Source organism: Pseudomonas sp. LB3P14 (assembly GCF_054898045.1).
The window spans coordinates 942,773-967,027 of sequence record NZ_CM142714.1 but is presented as its reverse complement, the minus strand read 5'-3'; the positions used below and the strand labels follow the sequence as shown (position 1 = coordinate 967,027).

At 56.2% G+C, this 24,255-nt stretch carries 21 protein-coding genes and 4 pseudogenes; 13 read left to right on the top strand and 12 right to left on the bottom strand.

Annotation, left to right across the window (positions count from 1 at the left end; genetic code table 11):
• Positions 1-12: 12 nt before the first annotated feature.
• The 3 genes and pseudogenes from ACYZT5_RS04605 to hisD all read right to left on the bottom strand — a co-directional run.
• Positions 13-543: pseudogene (locus tag ACYZT5_RS04605) on the bottom strand (methyl-accepting chemotaxis protein); the annotation flags it as partial.
• A 375-nt stretch (positions 544-918) separates the two neighbouring features.
• Positions 919-1,866 (bottom strand): annotated as a pseudogene (locus tag ACYZT5_RS04600) (cache domain-containing protein); the annotation flags it as partial.
• 443 nt (positions 1,867-2,309) lie between these two features.
• On the bottom strand, positions 2,310-3,593 hold the full coding sequence (gene hisD, locus ACYZT5_RS04595; protein ID WP_462050001.1) for a histidinol dehydrogenase: 1,284 nt from the start codon (positions 3,591-3,593) through the stop codon (positions 2,310-2,312).
• Between the two features lie 396 nt (positions 3,594-3,989).
• Here hisD and ACYZT5_RS04590 point away from each other — a divergent pair, with 396 nt between their 5' ends.
• The 3 genes from ACYZT5_RS04590 to ACYZT5_RS04580 are packed head-to-tail and all read left to right on the top strand — an operon-like array spanning position 3,990 to position 8,127.
• Positions 3,990-4,715 carry a ThuA domain-containing protein gene (locus ACYZT5_RS04590; protein ID WP_462050000.1) on the top strand — a complete coding sequence of 242 codons (726 nt, stop codon included), beginning with the start codon at positions 3,990-3,992 and terminating at the stop codon, positions 4,713-4,715.
• Complete coding sequence (locus ACYZT5_RS04585; RefSeq protein ID WP_462049999.1) at positions 4,712-6,499, top strand: thiamine pyrophosphate-binding protein; 1,788 nt, start codon at positions 4,712-4,714, stop codon at positions 6,497-6,499. Before ACYZT5_RS04590 ends, ACYZT5_RS04585 begins: the two co-directional genes overlap by 4 nt.
• A 17-nt stretch (positions 6,500-6,516) precedes the next feature.
• Positions 6,517-8,127, top strand: a complete 1,611-nt coding sequence (locus ACYZT5_RS04580; RefSeq protein WP_462049998.1) for a GMC oxidoreductase — start codon at positions 6,517-6,519, stop codon at positions 8,125-8,127.
• Between the two features lie 67 nt (positions 8,128-8,194).
• On the opposite strand, the gene ACYZT5_RS04575 is transcribed toward ACYZT5_RS04580, so the two are convergent.
• The gene (locus tag ACYZT5_RS04575) at positions 8,195-9,295 is read right to left on the bottom strand and encodes a LacI family DNA-binding transcriptional regulator (protein ID WP_462049997.1); all 1,101 of its coding nucleotides are present in this window, start codon (positions 9,293-9,295) and stop codon (positions 8,195-8,197) included.
• Positions 9,296-9,351: 56 nt separating this feature from the next.
• Complete coding sequence (locus ACYZT5_RS04570) at positions 9,352-10,521, bottom strand: MFS transporter (RefSeq protein ID WP_462049996.1); 1,170 nt, start codon at positions 10,519-10,521, stop codon at positions 9,352-9,354.
• Positions 10,522-10,783: 262 nt separating this feature from the next.
• Here ACYZT5_RS04570 and ACYZT5_RS04565 point away from each other — a divergent pair, with 262 nt between their 5' ends.
• Positions 10,784-12,046 (top strand): MFS transporter, encoded by a 1,263-nt coding sequence (locus ACYZT5_RS04565; RefSeq protein ID WP_462052189.1) that lies wholly within the window; start codon positions 10,784-10,786, stop codon positions 12,044-12,046.
• Between the two features lie 29 nt (positions 12,047-12,075).
• Here the strand turns inward: ACYZT5_RS04565 and treS are convergent, their stop codons facing one another.
• Positions 12,076-14,142 carry a maltose alpha-D-glucosyltransferase gene (treS, locus tag ACYZT5_RS04560; RefSeq protein ID WP_462049995.1) on the bottom strand — a complete coding sequence of 689 codons (2,067 nt, stop codon included), beginning with the start codon at positions 14,140-14,142 and terminating at the stop codon, positions 12,076-12,078.
• A gap of 849 nt (positions 14,143-14,991) precedes the next feature.
• Positions 14,992-15,192, bottom strand: a complete 201-nt coding sequence (locus ACYZT5_RS04555; RefSeq protein ID WP_462049994.1) for a hypothetical protein — start codon at positions 15,190-15,192, stop codon at positions 14,992-14,994.
• Between the two features lie 270 nt (positions 15,193-15,462).
• On the opposite strand from ACYZT5_RS04555, the gene ACYZT5_RS04550 reads away from it, so the two are divergent.
• The gene (locus tag ACYZT5_RS04550) at positions 15,463-15,774 is read left to right on the top strand and encodes a hypothetical protein (RefSeq protein WP_462049993.1); all 312 of its coding nucleotides are present in this window, start codon (positions 15,463-15,465) and stop codon (positions 15,772-15,774) included.
• 47 nt (positions 15,775-15,821) lie between these two features.
• Here the strand turns inward: ACYZT5_RS04550 and ACYZT5_RS04545 are convergent.
• The 3 genes and pseudogenes from ACYZT5_RS04545 to ACYZT5_RS04535 form a co-directional block, all read right to left on the bottom strand.
• Positions 15,822-15,983, bottom strand: a pseudogene (locus tag ACYZT5_RS04545) (LysE family translocator); the annotation flags it as partial.
• The gene (locus ACYZT5_RS04540; protein ID WP_134100720.1) at positions 15,984-16,199 is read right to left on the bottom strand and encodes a hypothetical protein; all 216 of its coding nucleotides are present in this window, start codon (positions 16,197-16,199) and stop codon (positions 15,984-15,986) included.
• Between the two features lie 166 nt (positions 16,200-16,365).
• Entirely contained in the window at positions 16,366-17,139 is a 774-nt protein-coding gene (locus ACYZT5_RS04535) for a ParA family protein (protein WP_462049992.1), read from the bottom strand.
• A gap of 955 nt (positions 17,140-18,094) precedes the next feature.
• Between ACYZT5_RS04535 and ACYZT5_RS04530 the strand changes: the two genes are divergently transcribed.
• Both ACYZT5_RS04530 and ACYZT5_RS04525 read left to right on the top strand, forming a co-directional pair.
• Positions 18,095-18,961 (top strand): patatin-like phospholipase family protein, encoded by an 867-nt coding sequence (locus tag ACYZT5_RS04530; RefSeq protein WP_462049991.1) that lies wholly within the window; start codon positions 18,095-18,097, stop codon positions 18,959-18,961.
• Positions 18,962-19,412: 451 nt separating this feature from the next.
• Positions 19,413-20,021: a trimeric intracellular cation channel family protein gene (locus tag ACYZT5_RS04525; protein WP_462049990.1), complete on the top strand. Its 609-nt coding sequence runs from the start codon at positions 19,413-19,415 to the stop codon at positions 20,019-20,021.
• A 194-nt stretch (positions 20,022-20,215) separates the two neighbouring features.
• Here ACYZT5_RS04525 and ACYZT5_RS04520 read toward each other — a convergent pair whose 3' ends face one another.
• Both ACYZT5_RS04520 and ACYZT5_RS04515 read right to left on the bottom strand, forming a co-directional pair.
• Entirely contained in the window at positions 20,216-20,365 is a 150-nt protein-coding gene (locus tag ACYZT5_RS04520) for a hypothetical protein (RefSeq protein ID WP_462049989.1), read from the bottom strand.
• A 35-nt stretch (positions 20,366-20,400) separates the two neighbouring features.
• Positions 20,401-20,615, bottom strand: a pseudogene (locus tag ACYZT5_RS04515) (Cro/CI family transcriptional regulator).
• Positions 20,616-20,667: 52 nt separating this feature from the next.
• Between ACYZT5_RS04515 and ACYZT5_RS04510 the strand changes: the two are divergent.
• The 6 genes from ACYZT5_RS04510 to ACYZT5_RS04485 all read left to right on the top strand — a co-directional run bounded on the left by ACYZT5_RS04510 (position 20,668) and on the right by ACYZT5_RS04485 (position 24,117).
• A complete protein-coding gene (locus ACYZT5_RS04510) occupies positions 20,668-21,360 on the top strand; it encodes a LexA family protein (protein WP_462049988.1) in 693 nt (230 codons plus the stop codon).
• Positions 21,361-21,362: 2 nt separating this feature from the next.
• The gene (locus ACYZT5_RS04505; protein ID WP_462049987.1) at positions 21,363-21,572 is read left to right on the top strand and encodes a hypothetical protein; all 210 of its coding nucleotides are present in this window, start codon (positions 21,363-21,365) and stop codon (positions 21,570-21,572) included.
• Between the two features lie 45 nt (positions 21,573-21,617).
• Entirely contained in the window at positions 21,618-21,851 is a 234-nt protein-coding gene (locus ACYZT5_RS04500; protein WP_462049986.1) for a hypothetical protein, read from the top strand.
• A 7-nt stretch (positions 21,852-21,858) separates the two neighbouring features.
• Positions 21,859-21,993 (top strand): hypothetical protein, encoded by a 135-nt coding sequence (locus ACYZT5_RS04495; RefSeq protein WP_462049985.1) that lies wholly within the window; start codon positions 21,859-21,861, stop codon positions 21,991-21,993.
• Positions 21,994-22,150: 157 nt separating this feature from the next.
• Positions 22,151-22,339: a hypothetical protein gene (locus ACYZT5_RS04490; protein ID WP_462049984.1), complete on the top strand. Its 189-nt coding sequence runs from the start codon at positions 22,151-22,153 to the stop codon at positions 22,337-22,339.
• A gap of 212 nt (positions 22,340-22,551) precedes the next feature.
• Positions 22,552-24,117, top strand: coding sequence for a methyl-accepting chemotaxis protein (locus ACYZT5_RS04485; protein WP_462049983.1), 1,566 nt, complete (start codon positions 22,552-22,554; stop codon positions 24,115-24,117).
• The last annotated feature ends 138 nt before the right edge of the window (positions 24,118-24,255 follow it).

Below are 24,255 nucleotides of genomic sequence, written 5' to 3'. Positions count from 1 at the left end.
CATACAGTGAGTTCAGACCCTGAAGTTGTTCATCAACACCTGTTGCTGGTTCGCAAGGTCGTTCAAGGATTGGCTGATGCGGGCCGATTGATCCGCCTGTTCCACCAATGCGCCCGTCACGTCCCTGATGGCCGAGACATTACGGTTCACCTCTTCGGTTACTGCACTCTGCTCTTCGGCGGCACTGGCGATTTGCAGGTTCATGTCCGTCATAATCTCGATGTTCTGACTGACATTGGTCAGTGCATCGACGGCCTCAAGTGCCTGCGCTGCGCTGGCATTCGCCTGGCGGTGCTGACTCTGCATGGCATTCACTACGTCGCGGGTACCGCTCTGAAGGCTTTCGATGACACCCTGAATTTCGCACACGGAATCCTGTGTGCGCTGGGCCAGATGTCGAACCTCGTCAGCCACCACCGCAAAACCTCTGCCCGTCTCCCCTGCTCTAGCCGCCTCGATTGCAGCGTTCAGCGCCAACAAATTGGTCTGCTGAGCAATGGTGCGAATCACATCGAGCACGCTACCGATTTTCTCACTGCTGTCGGCGAGTTGACGAACGCCGGTCATGGCGCCGCTCATGTGATGGGACAGCGACTGAATGGAATGCGCAGCGATCTCGATGGTGCCCTTGCAGGATCGGGCAGCGACATCGCCATTGCGCGCGGCGGTCGCTGCCATGGACGCATTGCGCGCCACCTCTTGAGCGGTCGCGCTCATCTCATGAGCGGCGGTCGCGACTTGCTCGACTTCGCGCAGTTGCTGCTGCATACCGCTGCTGGTCTGGGTGGCAATCGAAGAGGCCTGGTCCGCGGTGGACCGAGTTTCCAATACGCTCTGACTGACCTGAGCAATGATGGGCTGCAGCTTATCGAGAAAGCGATTGAACCAACCCACCAGCGCGCCCATTTCATCACGGCGCTCGGCACTCAATCGCTGGGTCAGATCGCCCTCGCCATTGGCGATGTTTTCAAGCATTTCGGACACGCGGCGGATAGGCCGGGTGACACTCACCGCCAACAACCCCATCAGCAATGTACCGGCCACGGTGACGCCAATCCCGGTGGCCACTTGCACGATCAGCGACGTACGATTGGATTGCTCCATAACCTGTTGCAACGCCGCGACCGAGGCCATCAATGTGGCACGCGGCACTTCAATTACCGTCATCCATTGGCTGGCGTTCGGGATCGGGGAAAACGGCACGACAAGCATGACGTTAGCATTGTCAGCCTCATCGATCGCCAGGGTTTTACCCGACTTCGCGCCTTCGAACATATCAGCGGCCTGTCGAGGGAAGACGTCCTTGATGGATTTCCCCAACGACGCAGGATCGCCGCTTCTGCCCATGACGGCACCGGCAGCGCTGACAAAGGTTAGCTGCCCCTGCCCTTCGAACAGCGACATACTGGCTTTCTGCGCGATGTTTTGCAAACTGCTCAACGGCAGATCAATGCTGACCACGCCGATGAATTTGCCGCCGTCCATCAACGGTAACGCGATGCTGGAGGTCAGGGTCGGTACACCGTTGAGCAGGAAGGTATAAGGCTCGATCAAACAAGGCTTGCGGGTTTTCTTCGGGCAGTTCCACCACGCTTTGCCAGGGTCACCGTCATCCTGCATTTCCTTTTCTTCGAGGATGAAGTTTTGCATCGAAGAAACGTACACCGCAAAACGGCCATTGGCATTGCCGGTGAAGTCGGCACCGTTGATGGCACTCGCGTCGGCACCGTCCAGTGCATTGGGTTCAAATGAGATGCCCGCGCCGAGGATCTCAGGTGTGGTCGCCACTTGGGCGCGAATCAGCCGGTACAGATCGCCACGCAGTTGTTTGGGTGCCAAGCCATTTTGCCGGGCCTGGCGGCGCATCATGATGACTTGGGTGGACAGGGAACGGGTGAACATCATGCTGCTGAGGAAGCGCTGCTCGATGCCATTGGCCTGCAAGTGACCTGTCGACTCCAGGTATTGCATCGACGCCCGGGACAGCGAGTTCGTACTGGACTCGCTGACCACGGCCGACGTTTCGCGCATTTGATGAATCGAAAACCCCACCAGACAGAGCACCATCACAAACAGGCAACTGCCGGCAGCCAGCGTAATTCTTGTTTTAATCGACAAGGTTCCCATCGCATCGCCTCACTAAAATTCAGCCTGTAACAACGGGTTTTTTCCAAGCGATTCAAAAAAAAAACTCCCCGAACGGGGAGCCTGAAAACACTTGGAAAGACGGTGAGAGTGACCAGCAGCACCGAGAAACGACCCTTTCTCTCGCTACCCGCTTGCCAAGTGCAGCAACTGATCAACAACCCTCAAGCGGGCTTCTTGTAACGACGAATACGGATATCGGCCTGCTCCTTGTGCCCGGCGAAACCTTCCATGTCGCACAAACGCGAGCAGTACTCGCCGACCAGCACAGACGCCTCATCCGTCAGGACACGCTGATAGGTACAGGTCTTGATGAACTTGCCAACCCACAGGCCGCCGGTGTAACGCGCGGTCCCGGTGGTGGGCAATGTGTGGTTGGTGCCGATCACCTTGTCGCCGTAAGAGACGTTGGTTCGCTGACCGAGGAACAGCGCACCGTAGTTGGTCATGTGTTCAAGGAAATACAGTGGATCGCGGGTCATGACCTGCACGTGCTCGGAGGCAATGCGGTCGGCTTCCAGCACCAGCTCGTCCACGGTGTCGCAGAGGATGATTTCGCCATAATCACGCCAGGCGATTGAAGCGACTGGCGCGGTCGACAGAATGCCCAACTGGCGCTCGATTTCTGCCGGCAGGGTTTCTGCCAATTCCGGGCTATTGGTCAAGAATACGGCTGGGGAGTTGACGCCATGCTCCGCTTGGCCGAGCAAGTCGGCGGCAATGATTTCGACGTCGGAGCTGTCATCGGCGATCACCAGGGTTTCGGTCGGGCCGGCGATCAAGTCGATACCGATTTTGCCGAACAGTTGACGCTTGGCTTCTGCGACATAGGCATTGCCTGGCCCGACGATCATGTCGACCGGCTTGAATGCGTCGGTACCCAACGCAAAAGCGGCAATCGCTTGTACCCCGCCGACGCAATAAATTTCGTCGGCACCGGCCAGGTACATGGCGGTCACGATGGCCGGGTGAGGCTTGCCATCAAAGGGCGGCGCGGCTGCGACAACGCGTTTCACACCCGCGACTTTGGCGGTCAGCACGCTCATGTGGGCCGATGCCAGCAACGGATATTTGCCGCCAGGAATGTAGCAACCCACCGAGTTCACTGGAATGTTGCGGTGCCCCAGTATCACGCCCGGCAGCGTCTCGACTTCAACATCGTGCATGGACGCTTTTTGCACTTCGGCAAAGCGGCGTACTTGCGCCTGAGCAAATTTGATATCGCCGATTTCCTGCTCCGAAAGACTGGCGACACACGCCGCGATTTCTTCGTCGGTCAAGCGGAAGGATGCGGGCTCCCACTTATCAAACTTCTTCGAGTATTCACGAACGGCGGCGTCACCGTTTTTGGCGACGTTGGCGATGATTTGCTCAACCGTATCGCGGACTTGGGCGGCAATCTCGGCTTGAGCTTCGACAGGTTTACTTTTTTTCAGATAACGAATCATCAACATGCTCCAGGTGGTTCTTGAGGGCACGCGACATGCCCTCAGCATTGGCGACCATCTTTTCTCACCCCCCCGCCCCCGGCAATTTCGCAGCCTCCTTATTGATGACGCAACCTGACGCAACACAGACGCAATGTTGAAGCACTCGCGCCAGCAACTAACGTTATTCGTATAACCTTTTCTTATTAAAACCCATCTTTCTGGATTTTATCCGAATTAAAGTATTTCCCAGGCACGCGACTCACGCGGCATGAAGCCCTCTATATCAGGGTCTGCAGGCACCACCCCATGAAATTAATTACATAGGCATTGACTTAGCGATTTGGAGTGATAGTTTAAATAAGCGGTTATACGTATAACCTAATAATCACACCCAACTTAAAGAGGTGACCAACCGTGAGTCGAGTCTTGTATCTATTCGGTGGCTGGCCCGGCCATTACCCCTATGAAATTGCTGCATGGGCTCGGACCGTTTTCCAGGAGCTGGATTTTGAAGTCGAAGAGTCGACCGACATCTTCACCCTGGACAGGGACTTGACCGGTTACGACCTGATCGTGATCGGCTGGAACAACGCCGTCACCACGGAAACGCTGACAGCCTCTCAGGAAAACCGCCTGCTCGAAGCGATCGAAAGCGGTACCGGGCTGGTGGGTTGGCACGGTGCGGGCGCCGCTTTCCGTGCAAGCCTCAAGTATCACTGGGTGCTGGGCGGATCGTTTCTTGAGCATCCGATGGGTGAAGGCTTTCCCCACCCGTACCAGGTCAACGTCATCGACCATACGCATGAAGTCACTCAAGGCGTCGAGGATTTCGAGGTTCGGTCCGAGCAGTACTACATGCAGGTTGACCCGAACATTCATGTGCTGGCCGAAACCACCTTCGACGGCAACCCGTTCCCCTGGATCAAGGGCCATCGCAGCCCGGTCGCCTGGGTTCGCCAATGGGGTCTGGGCCGGGTGTTCTATCACTCGATCGGGCACGACACCAGCAACCTCGCTGACCCCAATATCCGCCGCCTGACCAAGCAGGGCCTGAACTGGGCGACACGCGGGCGCTCGGCAGGCACCGGAAAATCCGACGTATCCACTCCACTTTCATCAACCCAAGGAGTCCTGTCATGACTAAATTGACCGGCAGCCAGATCGTGGCTCAAACCCTGAAAAACTATGGCGTCGAATATGTCGCCGGTATTCCTGGCCACGGTATCTGGACACTCACCGACGCCTTCCTCGAAGAAGACTCGAAACTCAAGTTCATCCAGGTCTTCCACGAGCAGAGCGCGGTTCACCTGGCGGATGGGTATTACCGGGTTTCCGGCAAGCCGATGGCCGCTGTCACCTCTATCGGTGCGGGCGCCGCCAACACCGTGATTGGCATGGCAACGGCCTTCACCGACTCCACCAGCCTGATGCTGATCACCGGCGGGCCTCCCACGCACATGCGCGGCCACGGTTTGTTGCAGGAGCTGGAACGCTACACCGACAACGACTTCCCGAAAATCGCCGAAGCGGTCACCAAGCGTCATTGGGTAGCCACTCGTGTTGAAGAATTGCCATTCATGATGCACCGGGCCTGGAGCGCGATGGTCACCGGCCGTCCTGGTCCCGTTCATCTTGAAATCCCGATGGATGTTCAGGCCGAGGCTGCTGAGGTAACCCTTCACGCTTTGGAAGAACGCACCCCTATCGGCAAGTGCTTCCCGGATCCTGCGGCCACGGCTCGAGCGGTTGAAGAGTTGAAGGCCTGCAAGCGCCCGGTACTGGTTATCGGCGGCGGGGTCATCACTGGCGAAGCAAGCGCCGAAGTGCTCGCCCTGGCCGAGGCCTGGAAGATTCCTGTGGTCACCACCTGGAACGGCAAAAGTGGCTTCCCGGAAGATCACCCGCTGTTCGCCGGCAGCGTCGGTCAAACCGGCACGATGTGCGGTAATAAAGTGGCCTCCACCGCCGATGTGATTATCGCCGTGGGTTGTCGCTTCACCGATTGGTCATCGTCCAGTTATGCCAAGGGCGTGACCTTTGCGATTCCGCCTTCGAAGCTGATCCACATCGACATCGATCCGCACGAAATCGGCAAAAACTACCCGGTCACGGTAGGCATTTGTGCCGATGCGAAATACGCGCTGGCGCATATCGTGGAAGGCTTGAAAGGCCAGACTGTGGATCGCGAAGAGTACCTGAGCGACCTGCGTGGCTATCAGGACGAATGGGAAACCAAACTGGCCGGTCGTCGTGACTCCGATCGCTTCCCGTTCACCTCTCAGCGTCCGCTGGGTGCGCTGCGCAAGGTATTCCCGCGCGACACCATCGTGGTGGTCGGGTCCGGCAACACCCAGGGCGCGGTCAAGCAGACCTTCCCGGTTTATACCCCGCGCACGCACCTGACGTCTGGTGGATTCTCATCCATGGGCTGGGCTGTTCCTGCCGCTATCGGCGCCAAGTTGGCCGCACCGAATCAACCGGTGGTGTGCATCCTCGGCGATGGTGACTTCCTGATGACCTCTCAGGAAATTGCGATCTGCGTGACCAACAACATTCCTGTTGTGTTCATGATCCAGAACAACGCCGGGTACATGTCGATTCGCGGTGGCCAGCGCAAGCAAACCAGTCGCCATATCGGCACTGAGTTCAACCACCCGGATGGCACGCCTTACAGCCCGGACTTCAAAGCGGTCGGCGAAGCCTTCGGCCTGAAATCCTATCGCGTGGAACGCCCTGAAGACCTCGAGCCAATTCTGCAGGAAGCCCTGGACCTGAACGTTCCAGTGCTGATCGAAATCCCGACCGATCGCGACGCCGCAGGCCCTTGGGTACCGGGCTGGTGGGACTTCCCGATTCCTGAGTACATCACTGACGAACGTCAGGATGAATACTGGGAAATCCGGAACTCCGAACAGCACCTGTAAGAACTGGAGCGGCTCAAATGAGTGATGCATTGATTTCGCATCATGCAGAGCTGAATCCACAACCGGGGGCGCCGCGCGAACCGCGCGCCCTCGACGTGGTGACACCTGATGCAGATGGCAATATCAACTGTGATGTAGTGATTATCGGCTCGGGCATGGGCGGTTCAACCTTTGCCCATGCGTTACGCGACAGCGGGCTGGACATTGTGATTGTCGAAAGGGGTGATTTCCTGCCCCGTGAAATACAGAACTGGAGCGCCGAATCGGTGTTTGCCGAAGGCCGTTACCGCAATGCCGAGCAGTGGCTGGACGAGTCCAATCAACCGTTTTCCCCCGGCGTGTTTTATTACGTCGGCGGCAACACCAAGTTCTACGGCGCCATGCTCCCACGGTTTCGCGAAGAGGATTTTGGCGAAATTCAGCACGCCGAAGGCGTGTCTCCCGCCTGGCCGATCAGCTACGCAGAACTGGAACCCTGGTACGCCGAAGCGGAAAAGCTCTACAGGGTTCATGGCCTGGCGGGCACCGATCCCAGCGAGCCCTGGCGCTCGGGCCCTTTTCCGCAACCTGCGCTCAAACATGACCCTGCGCTGATTCCGCTGGAGCAAAGCATGCGACGGTCCGGGCTCAAACCCTTCGTGATGCCTGCTGCGGTGGATTATGGCGACGGCGGTGACTGCGTGTTGTGCTCAACCTGCGATGGTTATCCTTGTCTCGTCGATGCCAAGGCCGATGCTGAAGTGTCGGCATTGAGACCGGCGCTGCGCAGCGGATCGATCAGGCTAATGACCCGCACCACGATCAAACAATTGATAACCGGCGCTGACGACCGGACAGTGACCGAGGCTCATGGCCTCTTCAATGGCCAGGACGTGACGCTTCGAGCCAAACGATTTGTCCTGGCCTGCGGCGCGGTGAACAGCGCAGCTCTGCTGTTCAAGTCAGCGAACGATCAGCACCCTGAAGGCCTTGGCAACAGTTCAGGACAATTGGGTCGCAACTACATGGTTCACAACAGTACGTTCATGCTGGCCGTAGACCCACGGCGCAAGAACAAAGTGATCTTCCAGAAGACCCTGGCCCTCAACGACTGGTACAGCGCCAGCCCGCGCAATTCGTTTCCTCTGGGTAACGTGCAGATGCTTGGAAAAATCCGCGAGCCCATGATCACCTCGATGCGCCCGTGGCTGCCAAAGTTTGCGTCGCGATACATCACCGACCACAGCGTCGACTTGTATCTGACCTCTGAGGATTTGCCGACGCAGGAAAACCGGGTCACGTACGACAAGTCGCGTGGCGCGATCAAAGTCCACTGGACACCGAACAATCTCAAGGCCCATGAAGGTTTGGTGAGCAAGACCAGCAAAGTCATGCGCGAGGCTGGCTATCCAGTGATCCTGAAAGCACGCATGGGTATCGCCACCAACTCGCATCAGTGCGGGACTGCCGTCATGGGCAAGGACCCCGCTTCAAGCGTGCTGGATGTGAATTGCAAGCTGCATGACCTGGATAACGTCTGGGTGGTCGACAGCTCTTTCTTCCCGTCTTCTGCCGCAGTCAATCCGGCGCTCACCATCGCCGCCAATGCCTTGCGGGTCGCGGAGAATTTCAAGCGCCTGGCGAGTTGAGTGGCAAAAAACCAACCTAAAAAAAGGCCGCGGTGTAGTTTTTACACCGCAGCCTTGTGACAACTTCTCAGACGCCGGTTGGCTGCACGTTGAGTGTCGACGTTCGCACAATCAGTTTCGTGGCGAAAATTTTCTGCTCGGGTTCGAGTCGGGTGCCAGCCGGCGCATTCAGTTGCTCAGTCAGAAGCCGTGCGGCGTATACGCCCTTCTCCACCATAGGCTGGCCAATGGTGGTCAAGCCGAGTTGAACTGCTTCGGGAATATCGTCAAAGCCAATCACCGAAAGAGTTTGCGGGACGTTGCGATTGAGTGCGTGAGCGGTTTTCATGCAAGCGATCGCCATGACATCTGAACAAGCAACCACCGCCGTGACATCGTTGGACGTCAACAGCGTGAATGCCGCTGCTTGCCCCGACGTCGAATCCAGCCCGCCGGCTTCGATAATGCTCAGGTCCTCGAATGCCAGGCCGGCCGCACTCGCTGCTTCCACATAGCCGGTGAGCCGCTCCCTGACAATGCGCTCACTGGCGCTTTTGAAACGCTGCTGATCAATCGGACCGCGATAACCGTCAGGATTGAGCCGGTCAATGATGATGCCTATCTTGCGGTGCCCCAGATCCAGCATATGTTGCATCTGGGTGCGGGCGGCGCCTCGATCATCAATCCCGACAAAGAAAGAGTTCTCCACCAAGGGCGAATCGATCACCACAAACGGAATGTTCTGTTTCACCACCGCCAATACGGCCGGGTGATCATCGGGCAGGGTCGAGATAATCAGACCATCCACAAGCCCGCGCAGAGCAAGGCTGCCGTGACTCTCTGCCTGGGCACGGCCGACAAGCCGGTTGTTATTGAGCGGGAACAACGTCAGCGCGACGTTTTCCAGCTCGCCCACTTCACTGATCCCGCGCAACAGGGCAATGGTGCAGGGGTCGGCGAATGCCAGGGACAACTTGTCCATCATCATCAGCCCGATCGCCCCGATCTTGCCCGAGCGAAGGCTTCGCCCCAAAACGTTGGGGCCTGGATAGCCCAATGAGGCGGCCACCTCAAGGATATGCTCGCGCTGGGCTTGCGACAGTTTGGAGGGGCGATTGTAAGCGTAAGACACCGCAGGCTGAGACACCCCCGCCGCCAGAGCTACATCTTTCATTGAAACGGATGCCATCGCTTGCTTCCCAATCTTTTGAAAACCCCATACGAGGTCCGTGAAAAAACATGCGCTCAGTGTAACCGTTGACAGGAAACCTTCGGAACCAGTCGAGTGGTACTGACCATGATCGCAATCATTAATGAGGCAACTGCGAGCAGCGCCGCAGACAGACTCGTCGCGTGGGCGAAGAGCCCGATGACCGCCGGGCCCATCAAGATGCCGAGGTAACCGAGACTGGTTGCCGCGGCAATCGCCAACTCACCCGGCATCGTCTGCTGAGCACCTGCCAGCGATAAGTAAACCGGCGCAATGTTCGCCAAACCAATGCCTATGACGGCGAACCCCACCAGGTTCAGGAGCCAGTTCGTCGCCAGCACGACCATCATGAATCCCAGTATGACAATAAGGCCGCCACCGATGAGCACCACGCGCGAACCGAGCTTCAGCAGAATCCGGTCGCCACTCAATCGTCCCAAGGCCATCATCACGGCGAACGCTGCGTAGCCAAGGCCCGCAATCGAATGTTGAACGCCGCGTACCTCAGCGAGAAACACTGCGCTCCAGTCGAGAATGGCGCCTTCAGCGAGAAAGGCGAACAGGCAGAGCAAGCCCAGCAACAAGACTTTTCGAGTAGGCCTGACAAATATCGGGCTCCCTTCATCGCCGCTTCGCCCCAACATCTGACGCCCGTAGGTCAGTACAAAAGCGACCAGTGCCGCCATCACGGCGCTGCTTGCCAGCAAGGGCGTAGCGCCGAGCCATAGCAATGCAGTCATACCCGCGGCACTGACAATCGTTCCCAGGCTGAACAATCCATGAAAGCCGGACATGAGTGATCGGCCGGTGGTGCGTTCCACCATCACCCCTTGTACATTCATCGTCACGTCGACTGATCCGCACCCGGCGCCGAATACTGTCAGGGCGAACATCAAGCCTGCGAATGAATGCGTCGTCGCCAGCATCGGCAATGTCAGTAATACCAGTGCGATACCGATGTGCATGGTAAAGCGGCAACCTTTCCTGGCGTTCAGAATGCCGGCGACCGGCATCATCACCAGAGAGCCCAGGCCAAGGCATAGCAACAGCAGGCCTAACGCACCGTCGTCGACCCCAGCTCGACTACGTGCATAAGGAACCAGCGGTGCCCATGCGCCCATGCACAGGCCTGACATCAGAAACGTCAGCCGGTAGGCGGCCATATCAGGTGTGGCGCACGGCAGTACCAATTCTTGAGACGACACGGAAAACCTCTGTGCTCAGATCACCAAAGTTATACGTATAACCTAAAATAATCCCTTAGGCCACTGGATCTGGACAAAGCTGGATGGCCATGTCGAGCACAGCGTTAGATCCAAGCAGCACCTGCGCGTTAATAATTTTGAAAAAAGTTGACAGTAGATCTACTGCAAATGCTACTTTTGTTGGGTTATACGTATAACTTGAACAACTTCACCTTCCAATTGCATGAACACCCAACAAAAACAAAAGGGACAATGCAGCGTGATGAACAACCTTCAAAGAACACAGATCCCCACCCGCATTCGCCAGGCGCGCATCGCGACTTTCCTGGGCTTCATGATGATTGGCGCCATGATGTACATCTGGTCGACAGGTGTGAGCGTCTTCAGAGCGCAACTGGGTTTTACCGGCGAACTGGGAGATGCGAACTTCGGTTTGATCGCACTCGGGGTCGGCGTGGGTTCCGCAACAGGTGCGCTATGGGTGGGTCGCTTGCTCGACACTTTTGGTGCGAAGCCGGTTATCACGGTGTGCGCACTCGCGTATCCCCTGTCCATTATCCCGCTGGGTTTCGTCAGCGGTTTCTGGTTCGCCTTGTGCTTCGGCGTCGTGCTCGGGTTACTGCGAGGCGCGCTGGACACCGCTTTGAATGCGCATGGAGTGCAAGTCGAACGCTTCTACCAGCGCTCAATCATGTCCGGCTTCCACGCGTTTTATTCATTGGGCGGCTTTCTGTTGGGGATGGTGTGCAGTTGGCTGAGCGGCTTCTACACCGACAGCGTGCAAGTGCCCTACACCGTGCTTGGCGTGGCGCTGTTTATCGTGGGTTGTTTTTTCAGCCGATGGCTGCTGGGCAAACATGATGTTCCCGAGCCGTCATCCAGCGATTGGCAAACAGGCGCCCAGTCGCATGATGAAGTGGGCAAGGGTCCATCGGCAAGAACGCTGCTGGTCATGATTGCGCTCGGCGTCCTGCTGCTGGGCAGCATGATGGGGGAAAATGCGATTGCAGACTGGGGCCAGGAATATATTCGTCGCGAGTTCTCGACGACGACCTCGACGGCCGGCATGGCGGTTTCCATCTTCGTTGGCGCGGCCTTCGTCGGACGTCTATTCGGTGACCGGCTGGCAGCGGCGTTTGGTAATTCGCAAGTGGTGTTCGGATGCGGAACGGTGTGTGTCCTTGGCATGATCATCACCATCGTCGGCGGCACTGCGGTCACCGGCATCATCGGCTTCGCGCTGTTTGGCCTCGGGCTGTCGTGTATCGCTCCCCTGATGATCTCCGCCGCCGGGCGCAGAGACCCGAAACATGCAGGTCGTAACATCGGCATCGTTAACTGCATCGGGTTTTCCGGGATGCTCGTGGGCCCTGCCGTCATCACCGTGATCGTCAGCAATTTCGGATTGAGTACGCTGATGTTTTTCCCGTTGATCATGCTCGGCTTGCTCGCGACATTTGGCCCGCTGCTGATGCGTACGCCTAAACCTGCCTCAACCGTAAAACAGTCCGCGAAGAGAGCCTGACAGGGCCGTCAAACTCTCCGGCGCAGTGCCTAGATCATCGGCGAGCTACTGACCACACGCAGTGCCAATCCTTCATAAGCATCCAGCGTGATGGTGAACTCGCCCTCAGGCGTGAGATCGCCTTCGACCCGCTCATTGATGATGTCGACCACCGGCCCCGGTGCAATATTTGGCAGGTGCAGGGTTTCGGTTATCGGTGTCGAGCCGAAGTTCAACGCGGTGATTTGTGTGCCTTTGCCGGCCGGCAACTCGTGGACCATGATCAGCAGCCCCGGATGCTCCACGTCCGGAATCAGAATCTGGCGGCTGGCCGCAATATCGTAGGAACGCCGAGCAGCAAGGATTTTCTTCAACTGCGAGGCAAACGAATCCGGGTTTTTTAATTGACTGGTCAGGCTGCCGTACAACGTTTTCGGGCGTGGCATCTGACCCGCCGAAAAAGGCGCGTCTGGATTGAGATCAACCAGATCGTAGGCACCGCGATGAATCCAGCGCGTATCGCCGTCGAGCATCAAATGCGCGACCTGTTCTGCCGGCAACGGCAATGCGCCTACAAGGTCCCAGCCAGACAACGCGAACACGCCCGGTTGCATCGCGTTGTACATCACCAACAGCAAATGAATCTGGCGAATCTGTTGAATATCCGCGGGGGTAATCGCATCGAGGTCACGAATGCCGAGCGCTGCCGTGATGATGCTGGCGGTGGTACAGGACACACCGTTGGTGACAAATTTCAGGTTATAGGGAGCGTGCTCTCCGGCCAAGCGTTCGTACATCTGCTCGCGAATGTGCTCGCGCAGGATGTTGCCGGGAAAAGTCTGGCCCTGGTAGAGAAAGGTGTCATGGGCGTGCAGGGTCCAGAAATGCACCAGCTCAAGGGTCAGTTCGTCATGGTTCTGCAAGGCATGAATCAGCGAGCCCGGATCGATGCCGAGGGTATGCATCTGACGCAGCATCAACCGCAGAAATTCAGTATCGCCCATCAGCAACGCATGCTGGTAGGCGGGTCGGGTGATGAAGTCGTACGAGAGATCGGCGCCGCCGTGGGACATGGCGGCGATATCGTCGACGGTCAGGTTCAGCTCCTGAAAACTGAAACCGCCGGCCTTGCGAATCGCACCGGCCAGCAACTGGTTGCCGGTGATCGATAACGGATGGCTTTCAGACCAGGCGGTGCCGTCGAGTTTGCGTTCTACACCGAGAAATCCGTTGGCGTCCAGACGTAGGATTTTCGCACCCATGACGTCGATGGCGTGCAGTGCGTCTCCGATGATCATCTGCTGTGCGGCGAAGGTCGGGTCCAGCCAGTTCAGCGACGGCTGCCCTTCCTTGAAGTAATGCAGGTAAACCCAACGTCGCGGCTTGCCATCAACGCCCACCACGATCGGTGTCGCACTCCAATCGGTTTCCTTGACCCCTGGCTCGAAGAAGATCACCCGCTGCAACTGGCCGACGATGTAATGCTTGTCCCGTAGAACGTCTACCTGCTGTGGGCTGAGATTCTGTGCATCGCGCCCCTCAGTGATGTCGGGTAGCAGCGGCCAATCCTCTTCGCGGATTTCCACCATGTGGTAGAGCCCCGGATAATCTTCATACGCCATCTCGGCCAAGCGAAAATCCGCGCCTTTGCCAGTATGAGATGGGATGACATCATCGATGATGACCGCATTGTGCGCGGCGGCCATACGGGTCAGCGCCTGAAGCTGCGCCTCGGTGCCCAGGTGCGGGTCGATTTCGAAACTGATGCGGTCAAAATTTCCGTCAATCGTGGGCGTGTGCTGGGTGCCCGAAAGACCGCCAGACCTTTTCAGCGGGCCATTGTGAATAGCCTGGATACCGATTTTCGACAGCGCGTGCCATAAGGTTTCATCACCCAAGGCCTCCAGCACAGTGCCATTTTCGCTAGTAACAATGGACGCCGGATACGCGGTGAACCACACCGAAGCCAGGGCAGAAGCATCACGGGGCCGAGTATGAGCATAAGGCTGTTGCCACAATCGACCTTGCCCAGAGTAGAGTTTGGCCCGCTGCCTTGCGGCATGAAGCATCGATTGCTCAACCAGCCATTCCACATGGTTTTTCTCAGCCGCCGTCATAAAAACAATCACCTGTTGTCATGAAAAAATGCTCCCGGCCATCGCATCTGGCACCTGCACCAATGGCACTGCTCGTTTCTATATGAGGCCCTGACGTGGCATTCGTTGCATCAATCAGGAGGAAGCGTGCGATTCTGCTAGATGCGCAATAGGCTACGTAAAAACTGTAAAAGTGGCGTCTTGTAACAGTCGATGGCCGAAGGGCCGGTGTGAGGCAACAAGTTGCCCTACCTATGTAGCGTCGAAGACAGCTTGATTTTCTTAGCTTCACTCGACAGGGTGAAACTCCGATGTTTGACGGGATTGATCTTACGCGACACTTTCCCGCTGCGTTCAGACTCTGCGAAAGCTGCAATCGAAACGATGCTAGGCCAGGGCAGAATGTCTTTGGCGAAGATACGACCGATCTGCAACAGCCTTGAAGGCCCGCCAGGAAAGAAAGACGGCAGCAAAGGAATTTTCTACCGTGGCGCTGGGCTCCACTTTTCTCTGGACGAAAAAAATGGACCTCTTTTCAGAGGTCCATTTTTTAATGCTTGGAGCGGGAAACGAGACTCGCATCTGACGTCCGACCCATTGAAATCTAAGGGGTGTCTTTTCCTGCCGAAGCAGGAAAAGACTCAATTCTGGACTTGTTATTGGGGTAGTTCAAGAGCAAAAAAAGGAGAAATACCAAGGCAAACTATTGGGTTCTGCTCATAGCCAATCGGGAGTATGTCATTAACCCGAACGCTTCAGTTGCTCAGGTTCAGATCGAGATCCATCCCCACTGACAAGCCCCCCCCTAGGCGCAACGACCGAAGATTGCCTTCGGCCGCCGCACCAGCAGCGGGCAAAGCCCGCTGTGGATCAGTAGGTTTCCAGCTTAAACGGCGCGTCCGCAGAGGCGGCGCTGTCGGCGCTGAGCAGACCTGCCGCATTTGGCCGTTTCAGGACTGTGTCACGGGTCTGTACTTCCACCTCGATACTGTCGTCGTCAATCGCCGAGTTATCGGCGTTGAGTGGCAGCTTGAAGGTGGCCTTGGTTTCCAGGTGCGTCTGGCAGTTCATGCGACCTTCGACGTGCCAACGGCTGAGGATCGGCCGGGTACTCTCTCACTGCCTGCGTTTCTGTCGATTACGGAATCATCCCAGGCATGCTCCCAATTTGACACGATCGCCGTGTTGGAAGAAATTGATGATTCGCCTCTTCTCTTCGACCTGAAGTCCTGTGGCTGTATCTGCAGCCCAAATTTTTCAACACGATCGATTGGATGTTCCTCAACCGGCCACTGGCCCAGTCGATTACTGGGTGCCTGGTTTCCTAATAGGATTGACAAATTGCTGACTCGCCCCGACAAAGATGCGCTACGTGCGATGCTGGAATCGCAAGTTCAAGAAAAGCTACAGAACGACCCTGATGCGGTAACGACTTATGCAGCACAGCCTGAACCCGAACGAAAGCCATACACCAGTAAGCCCACGGTTCAGGACAAGGCGTTTCACAGGGAGCTCGAGCAGATGCGTGCGGATGCTGAAGCCGGAGTGATACATAAATCAGTGCGCGAGCCAATGGACGATGGTGAGTCTAGCCTTGCGCTCAATGATTACCCTGGCTTGAAAGAGGCAGGCTCTGCATCAAATCAGTGGTGATGTTTTGGCGTCTGTGCTGCGCTAATCGGTACCTGGCCGCCCTCCTCTTATGCAGTCTGTCGACGCATGGTCAGGATGGCGGCTCCGACGCAGATGAACGTCGACCCAACTACCCGGCTGCCCCACCGGGATAGCTCGGGACGGGCCAATACGCCCTTGGCCCAAGAGACCAGTGCGGCATACAGACCAAGAGACGTCACCGAGACCGATCACGCGAGCTTTATGGCTCCGCCCTGGATATCGTCACGCGCCATTCGCAAGTCAATAGCGTCCTGGTTGAGTCGGTGAATCATGTTGAGCAACCGTTGGCGTAGCACTTCGTCTTGGAGCTGCTCTACTGCGCGCATCATATCGAGCGCCGCTACCTCATTGTTAGTGGCGACGGAGTCGAGCAGTTTGCGCATGCTTCTTGATGGTCGATTCATCTCCAACTCCTTGGATTTCAGTGACGCGAATCATATGGCCAGAATGTTTCGACAGTATTTCAGCTGCACGAACTGGCTTGAATCACCGGCTCCGGCTCATTTGACGCTAGCTGGAGGGACAACCTGAGGGGGCGATTACGCTTGTAGCAACCCGTCATTGATGAAGCTAAGCGGCTCGCTCCAGAGCATCCAGCAAACCAAAAAACGCCCGAGAAAGCTTATGCCGAGGGGCCAAATGGATGATGGGTACTGAAACTTCGTGAGATTCGCGCATCTTGACGGAGCTGCTGAGGTACACCGGCAACACAGGTAATCCTTCGGCCAACAACTCATCAACGATATTTTGATGAATGCTGGTGTGCCCGGTGAACTGATTGACCACCACCCCCTCTACTTTCAGTGATTCATTGTGATCAAGACGTAGCTCCTCTACCTGCGCGATCACGCGATACATCGCCTGGCGAGAAAAACTGTCGCAATCGTATGGGATCAGCAAACTGTCCGCAGCCACCAGGGCACTGAATGTGTAGAAGTTGAGTGACGGAGGTGTATCGATATAGATGCGCTCATAATCCTCGGACAGTTCAACCAGTAGCTTGCGCAGCTTATTGATCTTGAATTTTCTCTCGAGTTTTGACTGGAGGTCTGACAGCTCAGGGCTGGCAGTCACCAAGTGAAGGTTGTCGTAAGAGGTCTCGGTTATGACCACGCGATTCCTTCTACCTTCGAAGCCGCCGGATAGTGTTTGTTTGAAAAAATCGACGATGCCCGAAGGGATGCTCTCGTTGATCAGGCCCGTGAGATAGTGTGTCGAATTTGCCTGAGGATCGAGATCAGCCAGCAGCGTTCGGTAGCCTTCGGCAGCACTCGCTGCGGCAAGATTGCAGGCAATGCTGGATTTTCCAACGCCCCCTTTCTGATTGAATACAACACGACGCATGGGGCTTGCTCATCCATGAAAAAGGGCCGAAGGCCGACTGAAAGAAGGTGTAAGAAGTCGTGTCAATTCTATGACTGTAATGTTTCAGTTTTACGACTGCGATTGACGAAAGGGCTGGTCTAGAGGGGTTGCCTGCCAATACAGCCTAGTAGCAATGCACATGGTGCAACCCGAATACGGATTTGTAAGCGACTTTGAAAAGGTGTGAATACCTATTCAGCTCAACGCCCCATTGCAGTTAACGCCAGCAGTTGGGGAAAAGGAGAAGCACGTTGCGCTGTCATAAATTGTCTCAGCTCAATCCTGCATACTTGTTGAAATCATGGAGTCTTACCGGTACTTGTAGGGCACCATTCTTCAGTAGGGAACGCACCATGCACCCAAGATTCAAAGTCATCGAGACCACAGGAATGGACGATGGCAGTAAGCGATACAGGGTCGTTGATCTTGTCGAAGGAGGCTCAGCTAGCAAGCATGGTGTGTTTAAGGTCAGGGTGGAGGCAGACGCTGTTTGTTCGCGCCTCAATACCGAGCATCCGCGTCAGAATGGTGTAGGTCGTACGTCCCTGGGACTTTGATCCACTCGCTTCGTAACGCCTGGCGCCGATGGTTTTGTTGGACTACTGAATGTTTATGCCCAGTTATGGAGTCCCGATCCGATAGGACGCTTTGAATCCACTCCAGATTGAGTTGCTGACATTCACCTTCAGCCTCTTCTCGGCCCTTATAGGTCGTCCACAGACGCAGCTTCTCTTCGTTGTCATAGATGTTGAAAGCTATGGGTGTCGTCTGGGAGTAGAAGCGCGCTCCGTCCCGCATTCATCCCGTTTCCGTTGGGATTCGGCATCGTCCGGAACTACAAGCTTGCGACGGCTCGAGCATGGCGAGCACCCGGAAGTAACGCGGATCCGTCAGCTACACTAAATCGGTACATTTCTGCACCGAGACTTCGACCATGGCGACCAAAACCGCAATCGTTTTCGCTGGCGGCGGCAGTTTGGGTGCGGTGCAGGTGGGTATGTTGCGGGCCCTCGTTGAGGCCAATGTTCGATGCGATATGGTGGTTGGCGCTTCGGTAGGCGCTATCAACGGGGCCTACTTTGCCGCAAGGCCCGATTCCGATGGCGTCGAGGCGCTCGCCGGATTCTGGCGGGGGCTGTGTAAAACTGACATCTTTCCCCTCTCCTGGTTCGATACCTGTAGAGGACTGATCAAACGGCGGGGCTTTCTGTTGCAGCCGGCGGCCTTGAAGCGACTGCTGGATCAGGCATTGCCCATCCACCGCATTGAGGAGGCGGCGTTGCCCCTGCACATCGTCACCACCGATCTGCTCAGTGGTGCCGAGACGGTTCTGTCCAGTGGCGAACTTGAGCAGGCGTTACTGGCCAGCGCTGCCATCCCACTGGTGTTCCCATGCGTACAAATCGCCAATCAGTTCCTGGTTGACGGCGGCGTGGCAAGCAATACACCTATTTCGACTGCCGTAGCCTTGGGAGCCACCAACGTCGTGGTAATCCCTACCGGGGTGAGTTGCGCCCTAACACAACCGCCCCGAGGCCTGGTCGCCTTAGCCCTGCACACCGTCAATCTAATGAGCATGCGACAACTGGTGAGCGACATCGAACACTTCCGCACTCTCACCAGCCTGCATATCGTCCCGCCCTTGTGCCCTGTGGATGTCTCGGTGTTCAACTTTGACCAGACCGAGTCTTTGCTGCTGCGCGCCTATGAGCAGACCCTCCGGTGGCTGGAACGTGGCGGGCTCGAACGCACCAAGGTGCCTGGTGCCCTGACCATCCATTCACATGCCCATGAGCATTGAGTGATGTGAGTTACCTATAAAAGAGGCCATCAAGACTCAGTGCAATGTTGCGAGAGTACCTGGAGAGGTTGAGCATGCCTCACTTCGATGTTGACCTATGCCGAGTGTCTCGTGAGCCCTACATCACCAGGAAAGCCGCAATCAATTTTCCAGCCACTGGAGGCACTACGGGTGGATGGCATTTCCTGTCTTACTTTGATCGAGATGAATCGCCCCTCCTACCGCCCACGAGATCTCCCAAGTGCTGCAGAGTGTTGCGCACGGCACACACATCCGTCCCCTAATCCAACACCATGGTGATAGACGATGCTAGTAGTTGCGTCCATTGTGAGAAAGAGGTGCTTACCTAACTGCAGAAGCCGGGCCCATTTGCCCGAAAAAGCGATTTCTCCATCTTGGACTACTGTCTCAACATAGTTGGGTGTTGGGTAACCTGAGAAAGGAACACAGGATGCTTTATTTTCAGGAGATGCTAGGCATTGCCGTGTTCTCAATAACCGGTGTGCTAGCTATCCAAAAAGCCGATGTCGATTTGTTCGGCGCTGTGGTGCTTGGCATCATCACCGCTATTGGTGGTGGCACCCTACGAGATCTGCTGCTGGATCTACCGATCTTCTGGATTGCTGACTTCAATTACATTTGGGCCGCCTTGATTGCCGCACTGCTAGCCTTTTTTCTGACCCAACGATTACAACGACGTTATCGGCTGCTGCTCTATCTCGACGGCTTGGCGGCTGCGCTATTCGGGTTGGCTGCTACTGAAAAAGTGCTGGCATTGCACCTCGCCGCGCCTTTGGCAGTGATGATGGGTGTGCTGACCAGTATTGGAGGCGGTATAGCCCGCGATGTCCTGGCTGGAAGAGTTTCACTGTTGATGTCACGGGAGATATACGCCACACCGATCTTGTTAGGGTGCACCCTTTACGTCGTGTTGCGCAACATATTCCCCTCGGTCAGGGTCGCCGGTTGGATCGCTTTAATTTTCACCTTTGGCCTGAGGTTTTTGGCCATTTACCTGCATCTTCAAATGCCAGCGATTTTCTCTACCAAGCAGGGATGATTCGTCCGGAAAAACGGCACTGTCGGGGATCTTGAAATCTGGCAGCGCTACGCGGATGGTAGCGGCAGTAACATGAGCAGCCCCTCATCACCTCGAACCTCCACCGCCTAGGTCGGCGAAATACGAATCCAGTGGGATTTCATCTTGTCATGTCGACGGTATCGCTTCGGTGTGCCTGGGCAAAGCAATAGAAATCAGCGCGGCCAGCATGACAAAGGCCGTAGAAACCCACAGGCATGCAGCTTCATGTCCCGGGCAACGTCCTTGAGCTCCTGAAAGACTTCGTCATCGAGGCGCACCTTCATCTGGTGCTCGTGCCGGTGCGCTTTATCGTCGTAGGCCATAGGTTCACTTCCGCTTTCGGTGTGACAGGGCTGGGTTAGGTGGCGGATTTACGAGTTGGCTGATGGCGAGAACAAAGCGCACAAGTGGTGATTTGTCCGCGGTAAGCTCCTCCGCCTTGAATGCCTTCTCTGCGCTCATCAAGTGAATGCCGGACACCCAGTACGAAACCGCAGCCTGAGATACGCCGAGAGCCAGAGCTGTTTTGGTCTGCCCGCCGAAGTAGTCGACGAGCCTTTCGATGGGGGTCATATGAGCACCCTCACGATAAGTTTGCTTATACCCAAAGTAGAAGGACACTTATTTGCAGGCCAATAAGGAAACTTATAAATTCCAGCGGATGAGCACACTCGCTGAAAGAATCAAATCCGCACGAATTCACGCCAAGCTGACGCAAAAGGCTCTCGCTCTAAAAGCAGGGGTCGAGCAGCCAGTGATTTCGCAGTTGGAGACTGGAAAGAACCTTCAAAGCGCGCATCTACCGAAAATCGCGCATGCGTGCGGCGTGAGCGCAATCTGGCTGTCTGAGAATATTGGTCCAATGACCGGCACAGCGAAATACGATTCGATCGTCGGCGATGTGCGCCAGCAAGCTGAGTCCTACCGCTACCCGGTGATCAGTTGGGTCGCCGCTGGCACATGGGCCGAAGCAGTGGAGCCCTACCCGGCCGGCTTCTCAGATCGCTATGAGTTTTCCGAGTACGACTCAAAGGGTGCGGCGTTTTGGCTGGAGGTCAAAGGCGACTCGATGACATCCCCAGCCGGACAAAGCATCACTGAAGGCACGCTGATCCTGGTGGACACAGAAGCAGAGGCAGCGCCTGGAAAACTTGTGATCGCCAAACTGCCAGAGAGCAATGAGGCAACGTTCAAAAAGCTCGTCAACGATGGCGGGAGGCTGTTCTTAAAGCCGCTGAACCCTGGCTACCCAATTGAACCGTTTGACGAGCATTGCCGGATCGTGGGCGTCGTCGTGCGGGCGCTGCAGAAGTTCTGACAATGCCAAAGAAGCGCGCGGCAGACACCACAACAGCAACCGCTGCAGACATTGAAAGATCTATCCAAGCCCTGAACAAAATGGCTGAGCGCCTTTGGGGAGATGGTCGAGAGACCGAGGCGAAAGCCCTCCTCGATGCCTTGGATGCGTTAAACCGGGCCCTGGATCGGATCAGGATTGGCGAAAGTCGCAGGGTTGTGACTTTCCATTAAGTAAGCACGAATCAACTAATGCGACGTAAACTTGCAGGGGGCTAGATGGCACTTACCAAACCCAATCAGGAACTCAGGCGTGACCTTCAAGGTATCGCCTCCGATCTTAAATGGTCGGCGGTGGAGCTAAAGCGTATCGCTGAGCGGCTGACTCTCGCCGGCAATGAGATCGATGCCCAGGCTATCCATCACCTGATCACTATTTTTAAAGCTGACGAAGCAAGACTTAACGCCCGGTCGGCCGAGATCTCTGTCCAAAATCCCGAGTCAATAGCCTGAGGTCAACATGGCCCTCACCAAACCGAATCAAGAACTGTGCCGCGACCTGAAATCCGCTTCGCGCGCCCTAGAAGAAGCCGCTCATGAGTTACTAGGGGCAGCAAAGCAGTGCAGCGAGGTCGAGTTGAAGGTAGCGATGTAAAAGATCGAAATGCTGCACCGGCTGGCAGACCGGCTGATTGCACATGCAGATAAGGTGAAGGCAGGAAGAATTACTCATGATCCAGAGATGGGTAGTTGGCCTGGCGGGGATATTTAGGGAACATGCCCCTAGCCGATCTGGAACGAGGTTTGATGGCATGGCGCACTCACTTCAATACCAGATAACTGAATCCGTTCGCGTCGTTGAGATCGAGGTGGGGAAACTGCTCGATTTGGCAACAATGCTGAAGGACGCTGGAAATGATGTCTTGGCGACGGCGGTCTCGAACCAGGCGAATAAGCTGCTTGAGGCTGCGGTAGCACTGAGAATTGCGATGGCAAGCTGACTGCTTGTTGATAAAAAAAAGCTTGCCTCTTTGAGTCTACAGACGAGTTTTTTCAATCAAAATCAAGGCCATATCCACACGAGCAATTCGGATGCAAAATAGTTCAAAACCTTAATTCAACTCATTGTTATAAAAGAGATTTTAGAAAAAAGACGCTAACCTTTTTCACGTACTAGCCGATGGCCTCTTAAAGGAACCAAGGAGCAATCGGAATGAGAAATAATCAGCCAGTTACGCAGCGTGAGATTTCACTCGCACCTCAGCAGAAACTCATCTCGACGACAAATGATCGAGGAGTTATTACGTACTGCAATGACGCCTTCGTAGAGATCAGTGGTTTTGATAGAGCCGATCTGATTGGCGCCCCGCAAAATATCGTCCGCCATCCTGACGTCCCCCCTGCCGTATTTGCCCATATGTGGGGTGCTCTCAAGCAAGGCCGCCCGTGGATGGGTATCGTCAAGAACCGTTCTAGAAATGGCGATCACTACTGGGTCAACGCGTACGTCACACCGATATTTGAAGGCAGCCAGGTGGTGGGCTTTGAATCGGTCAGAGTCAAACCGACGACTGATCAGATTCGCCGTGCTGAATCCCTGTATAAGCGCATCAGCCAGGGAAAACCGGCCATCCCCCGCCAAGACGCTTGGCAACCTGCTCTGCTAGATTGCTTGCCGTACTTAGCTATGGGACTGGCGGGTACCATGAGCGGCTTGTTCTTCAGCGCGCCCGTGGCGATTGCCGTGGCCGTAGGCATAGCCATGCCGATCGGCTTGCTCTCTTCACGCTGGCAGATGCGAGGAACTTTGCGCCTGCTGCAGATGGCTGAGCCCTCTACCTCCGACTCACTAATCGCTCAGATGTACAGCGATGCGCGCGGACCACAAGCCCGCCTGGAAACCGCCTTCGTCAGCCAGACTTCGCGCCTGAAGACTTGCCTGACGCGCCTGCAAGACACCGCCGAGCAACTCAGCGAGCTGGCGGGACAATCCGACGTACTTGCCACTGACAGCTCAAAAGGCCTTGATCGCCAGCGCGTCGAAACCGAACAGGTGTCTGCCGCGGTCAACCAGATGGCCGCGACCACCCAGGAAGTCGCCAGCCACGTCCAGCGTACGGCTGATGCTACCCAACAAGCTATCCTGCTGACCAGTCGCGGCCGCGATGTGGCCCGAGACACCCGAGAGGCTATCGAGCGTCTCTCCGCTGTCGTTGGTGAGACAGGTCTGACGGTTGCACAGCTGGCCAAGGACAGCAACGAAATAGGGACAGTCGTTGACGTGATCAAAGGCATCGCCGATCAGACCAATCTGCTGGCACTGAATGCCGCCATCGAAGCAGCGCGCGCCGGCGACATGGGCAGGGGTTTCGCTGTCGTGGCCGATGAGGTTCGCCAACTGGCCCAACGCACCTCGCAATCCACCACCCAGATCCATGACCTGATCACCAAGCTCCAGACGTCGTCCAACAATGCTGTGCAGACCATGGAGAGCGGTCATCGTCAGGCCCAAGAAGGTGTGACCTGGGTACTTGAGGCAGACGAGGCATTGGTGGGGATCAGCGAAGCGGTCTCCCACATCACCGACATGACCACCCAGATTGCCGCGGCCACTGAAGAGCAAACTGCCGTCGCCGAGGAAATCAGCCGAAACATCACCACGATCGCCCACTTGGCCGATCAAACCTCGGAACAGGCGCACCAATCGGCAGATCTGAATAAGGAACTGACCAAGACCGCGTCCACGCAGTACTCATTGGTTGAGCGGTTTAACCGATAACCGATCAATCCTCATGGAGAGGCACGCCTTACGCGGGCTTTTGCCCGCGCTTTCGTATCCGCCCTGTCATGCCTTCGTCACACCCACCAAGCACAATGTGGTCAGCCAAAAGGATTTGGCCCCATCGACAGAGAGCCC

Excerpts from the sequence above, each read along its gene's own strand:
- ACYZT5_RS04580 (WP_462049998.1), top strand. The coding sequence starts at position 6,517 with ATGAGTGATGCATTGATTTCGCATCATGCAGAGCTGAATCCACAACCG.
- treS (WP_462049995.1), bottom strand. The coding sequence starts at position 14,142 with ATGACGGCGGCTGAGAAAAACCATGTGGAATGGCTGGTTGAGCAATCG.
- ACYZT5_RS04540 (WP_134100720.1), bottom strand. The coding sequence starts at position 16,199 with ATGAATCGACCATCAAGAAGCATGCGCAAACTGCTCGACTCCGTCGCC.
- ACYZT5_RS04490 (WP_462049984.1), top strand. The coding sequence starts at position 22,151 with ATGGCGCACTCACTTCAATACCAGATAACTGAATCCGTTCGCGTCGTT.
- ACYZT5_RS04555 (WP_462049994.1), bottom strand. The coding sequence starts at position 15,192 with ATGAACTGCCAGACGCACCTGGAAACCAAGGCCACCTTCAAGCTGCCA.
- ACYZT5_RS04505 (WP_462049987.1), top strand. The coding sequence starts at position 21,363 with ATGCCAAAGAAGCGCGCGGCAGACACCACAACAGCAACCGCTGCAGAC.
- ACYZT5_RS04520 (WP_462049989.1), bottom strand. The coding sequence starts at position 20,365 with ATGGCCTACGACGATAAAGCGCACCGGCACGAGCACCAGATGAAGGTG.
- ACYZT5_RS04585 (WP_462049999.1), top strand. The coding sequence starts at position 4,712 with ATGACTAAATTGACCGGCAGCCAGATCGTGGCTCAAACCCTGAAAAAC.
- ACYZT5_RS04525 (WP_462049990.1), top strand. The coding sequence starts at position 19,413 with ATGCTTTATTTTCAGGAGATGCTAGGCATTGCCGTGTTCTCAATAACC.
- ACYZT5_RS04565 (WP_462052189.1), top strand. The coding sequence starts at position 10,784 with ATGAACAACCTTCAAAGAACACAGATCCCCACCCGCATTCGCCAGGCG.
- ACYZT5_RS04485 (WP_462049983.1), top strand. The coding sequence starts at position 22,552 with ATGAGAAATAATCAGCCAGTTACGCAGCGTGAGATTTCACTCGCACCT.
- ACYZT5_RS04575 (WP_462049997.1), bottom strand. The coding sequence starts at position 9,295 with ATGGCATCCGTTTCAATGAAAGATGTAGCTCTGGCGGCGGGGGTGTCT.
- ACYZT5_RS04495 (WP_462049985.1), top strand. The coding sequence starts at position 21,859 with ATGGCCCTCACCAAACCGAATCAAGAACTGTGCCGCGACCTGAAATCC.
- ACYZT5_RS04535 (WP_462049992.1), bottom strand. The coding sequence starts at position 17,139 with ATGCGTCGTGTTGTATTCAATCAGAAAGGGGGCGTTGGAAAATCCAGC.
- hisD (WP_462050001.1), bottom strand. The coding sequence starts at position 3,593 with ATGATTCGTTATCTGAAAAAAAGTAAACCTGTCGAAGCTCAAGCCGAG.
- ACYZT5_RS04530 (WP_462049991.1), top strand. The coding sequence starts at position 18,095 with ATGGCGACCAAAACCGCAATCGTTTTCGCTGGCGGCGGCAGTTTGGGT.
- ACYZT5_RS04500 (WP_462049986.1), top strand. The coding sequence starts at position 21,618 with ATGGCACTTACCAAACCCAATCAGGAACTCAGGCGTGACCTTCAAGGT.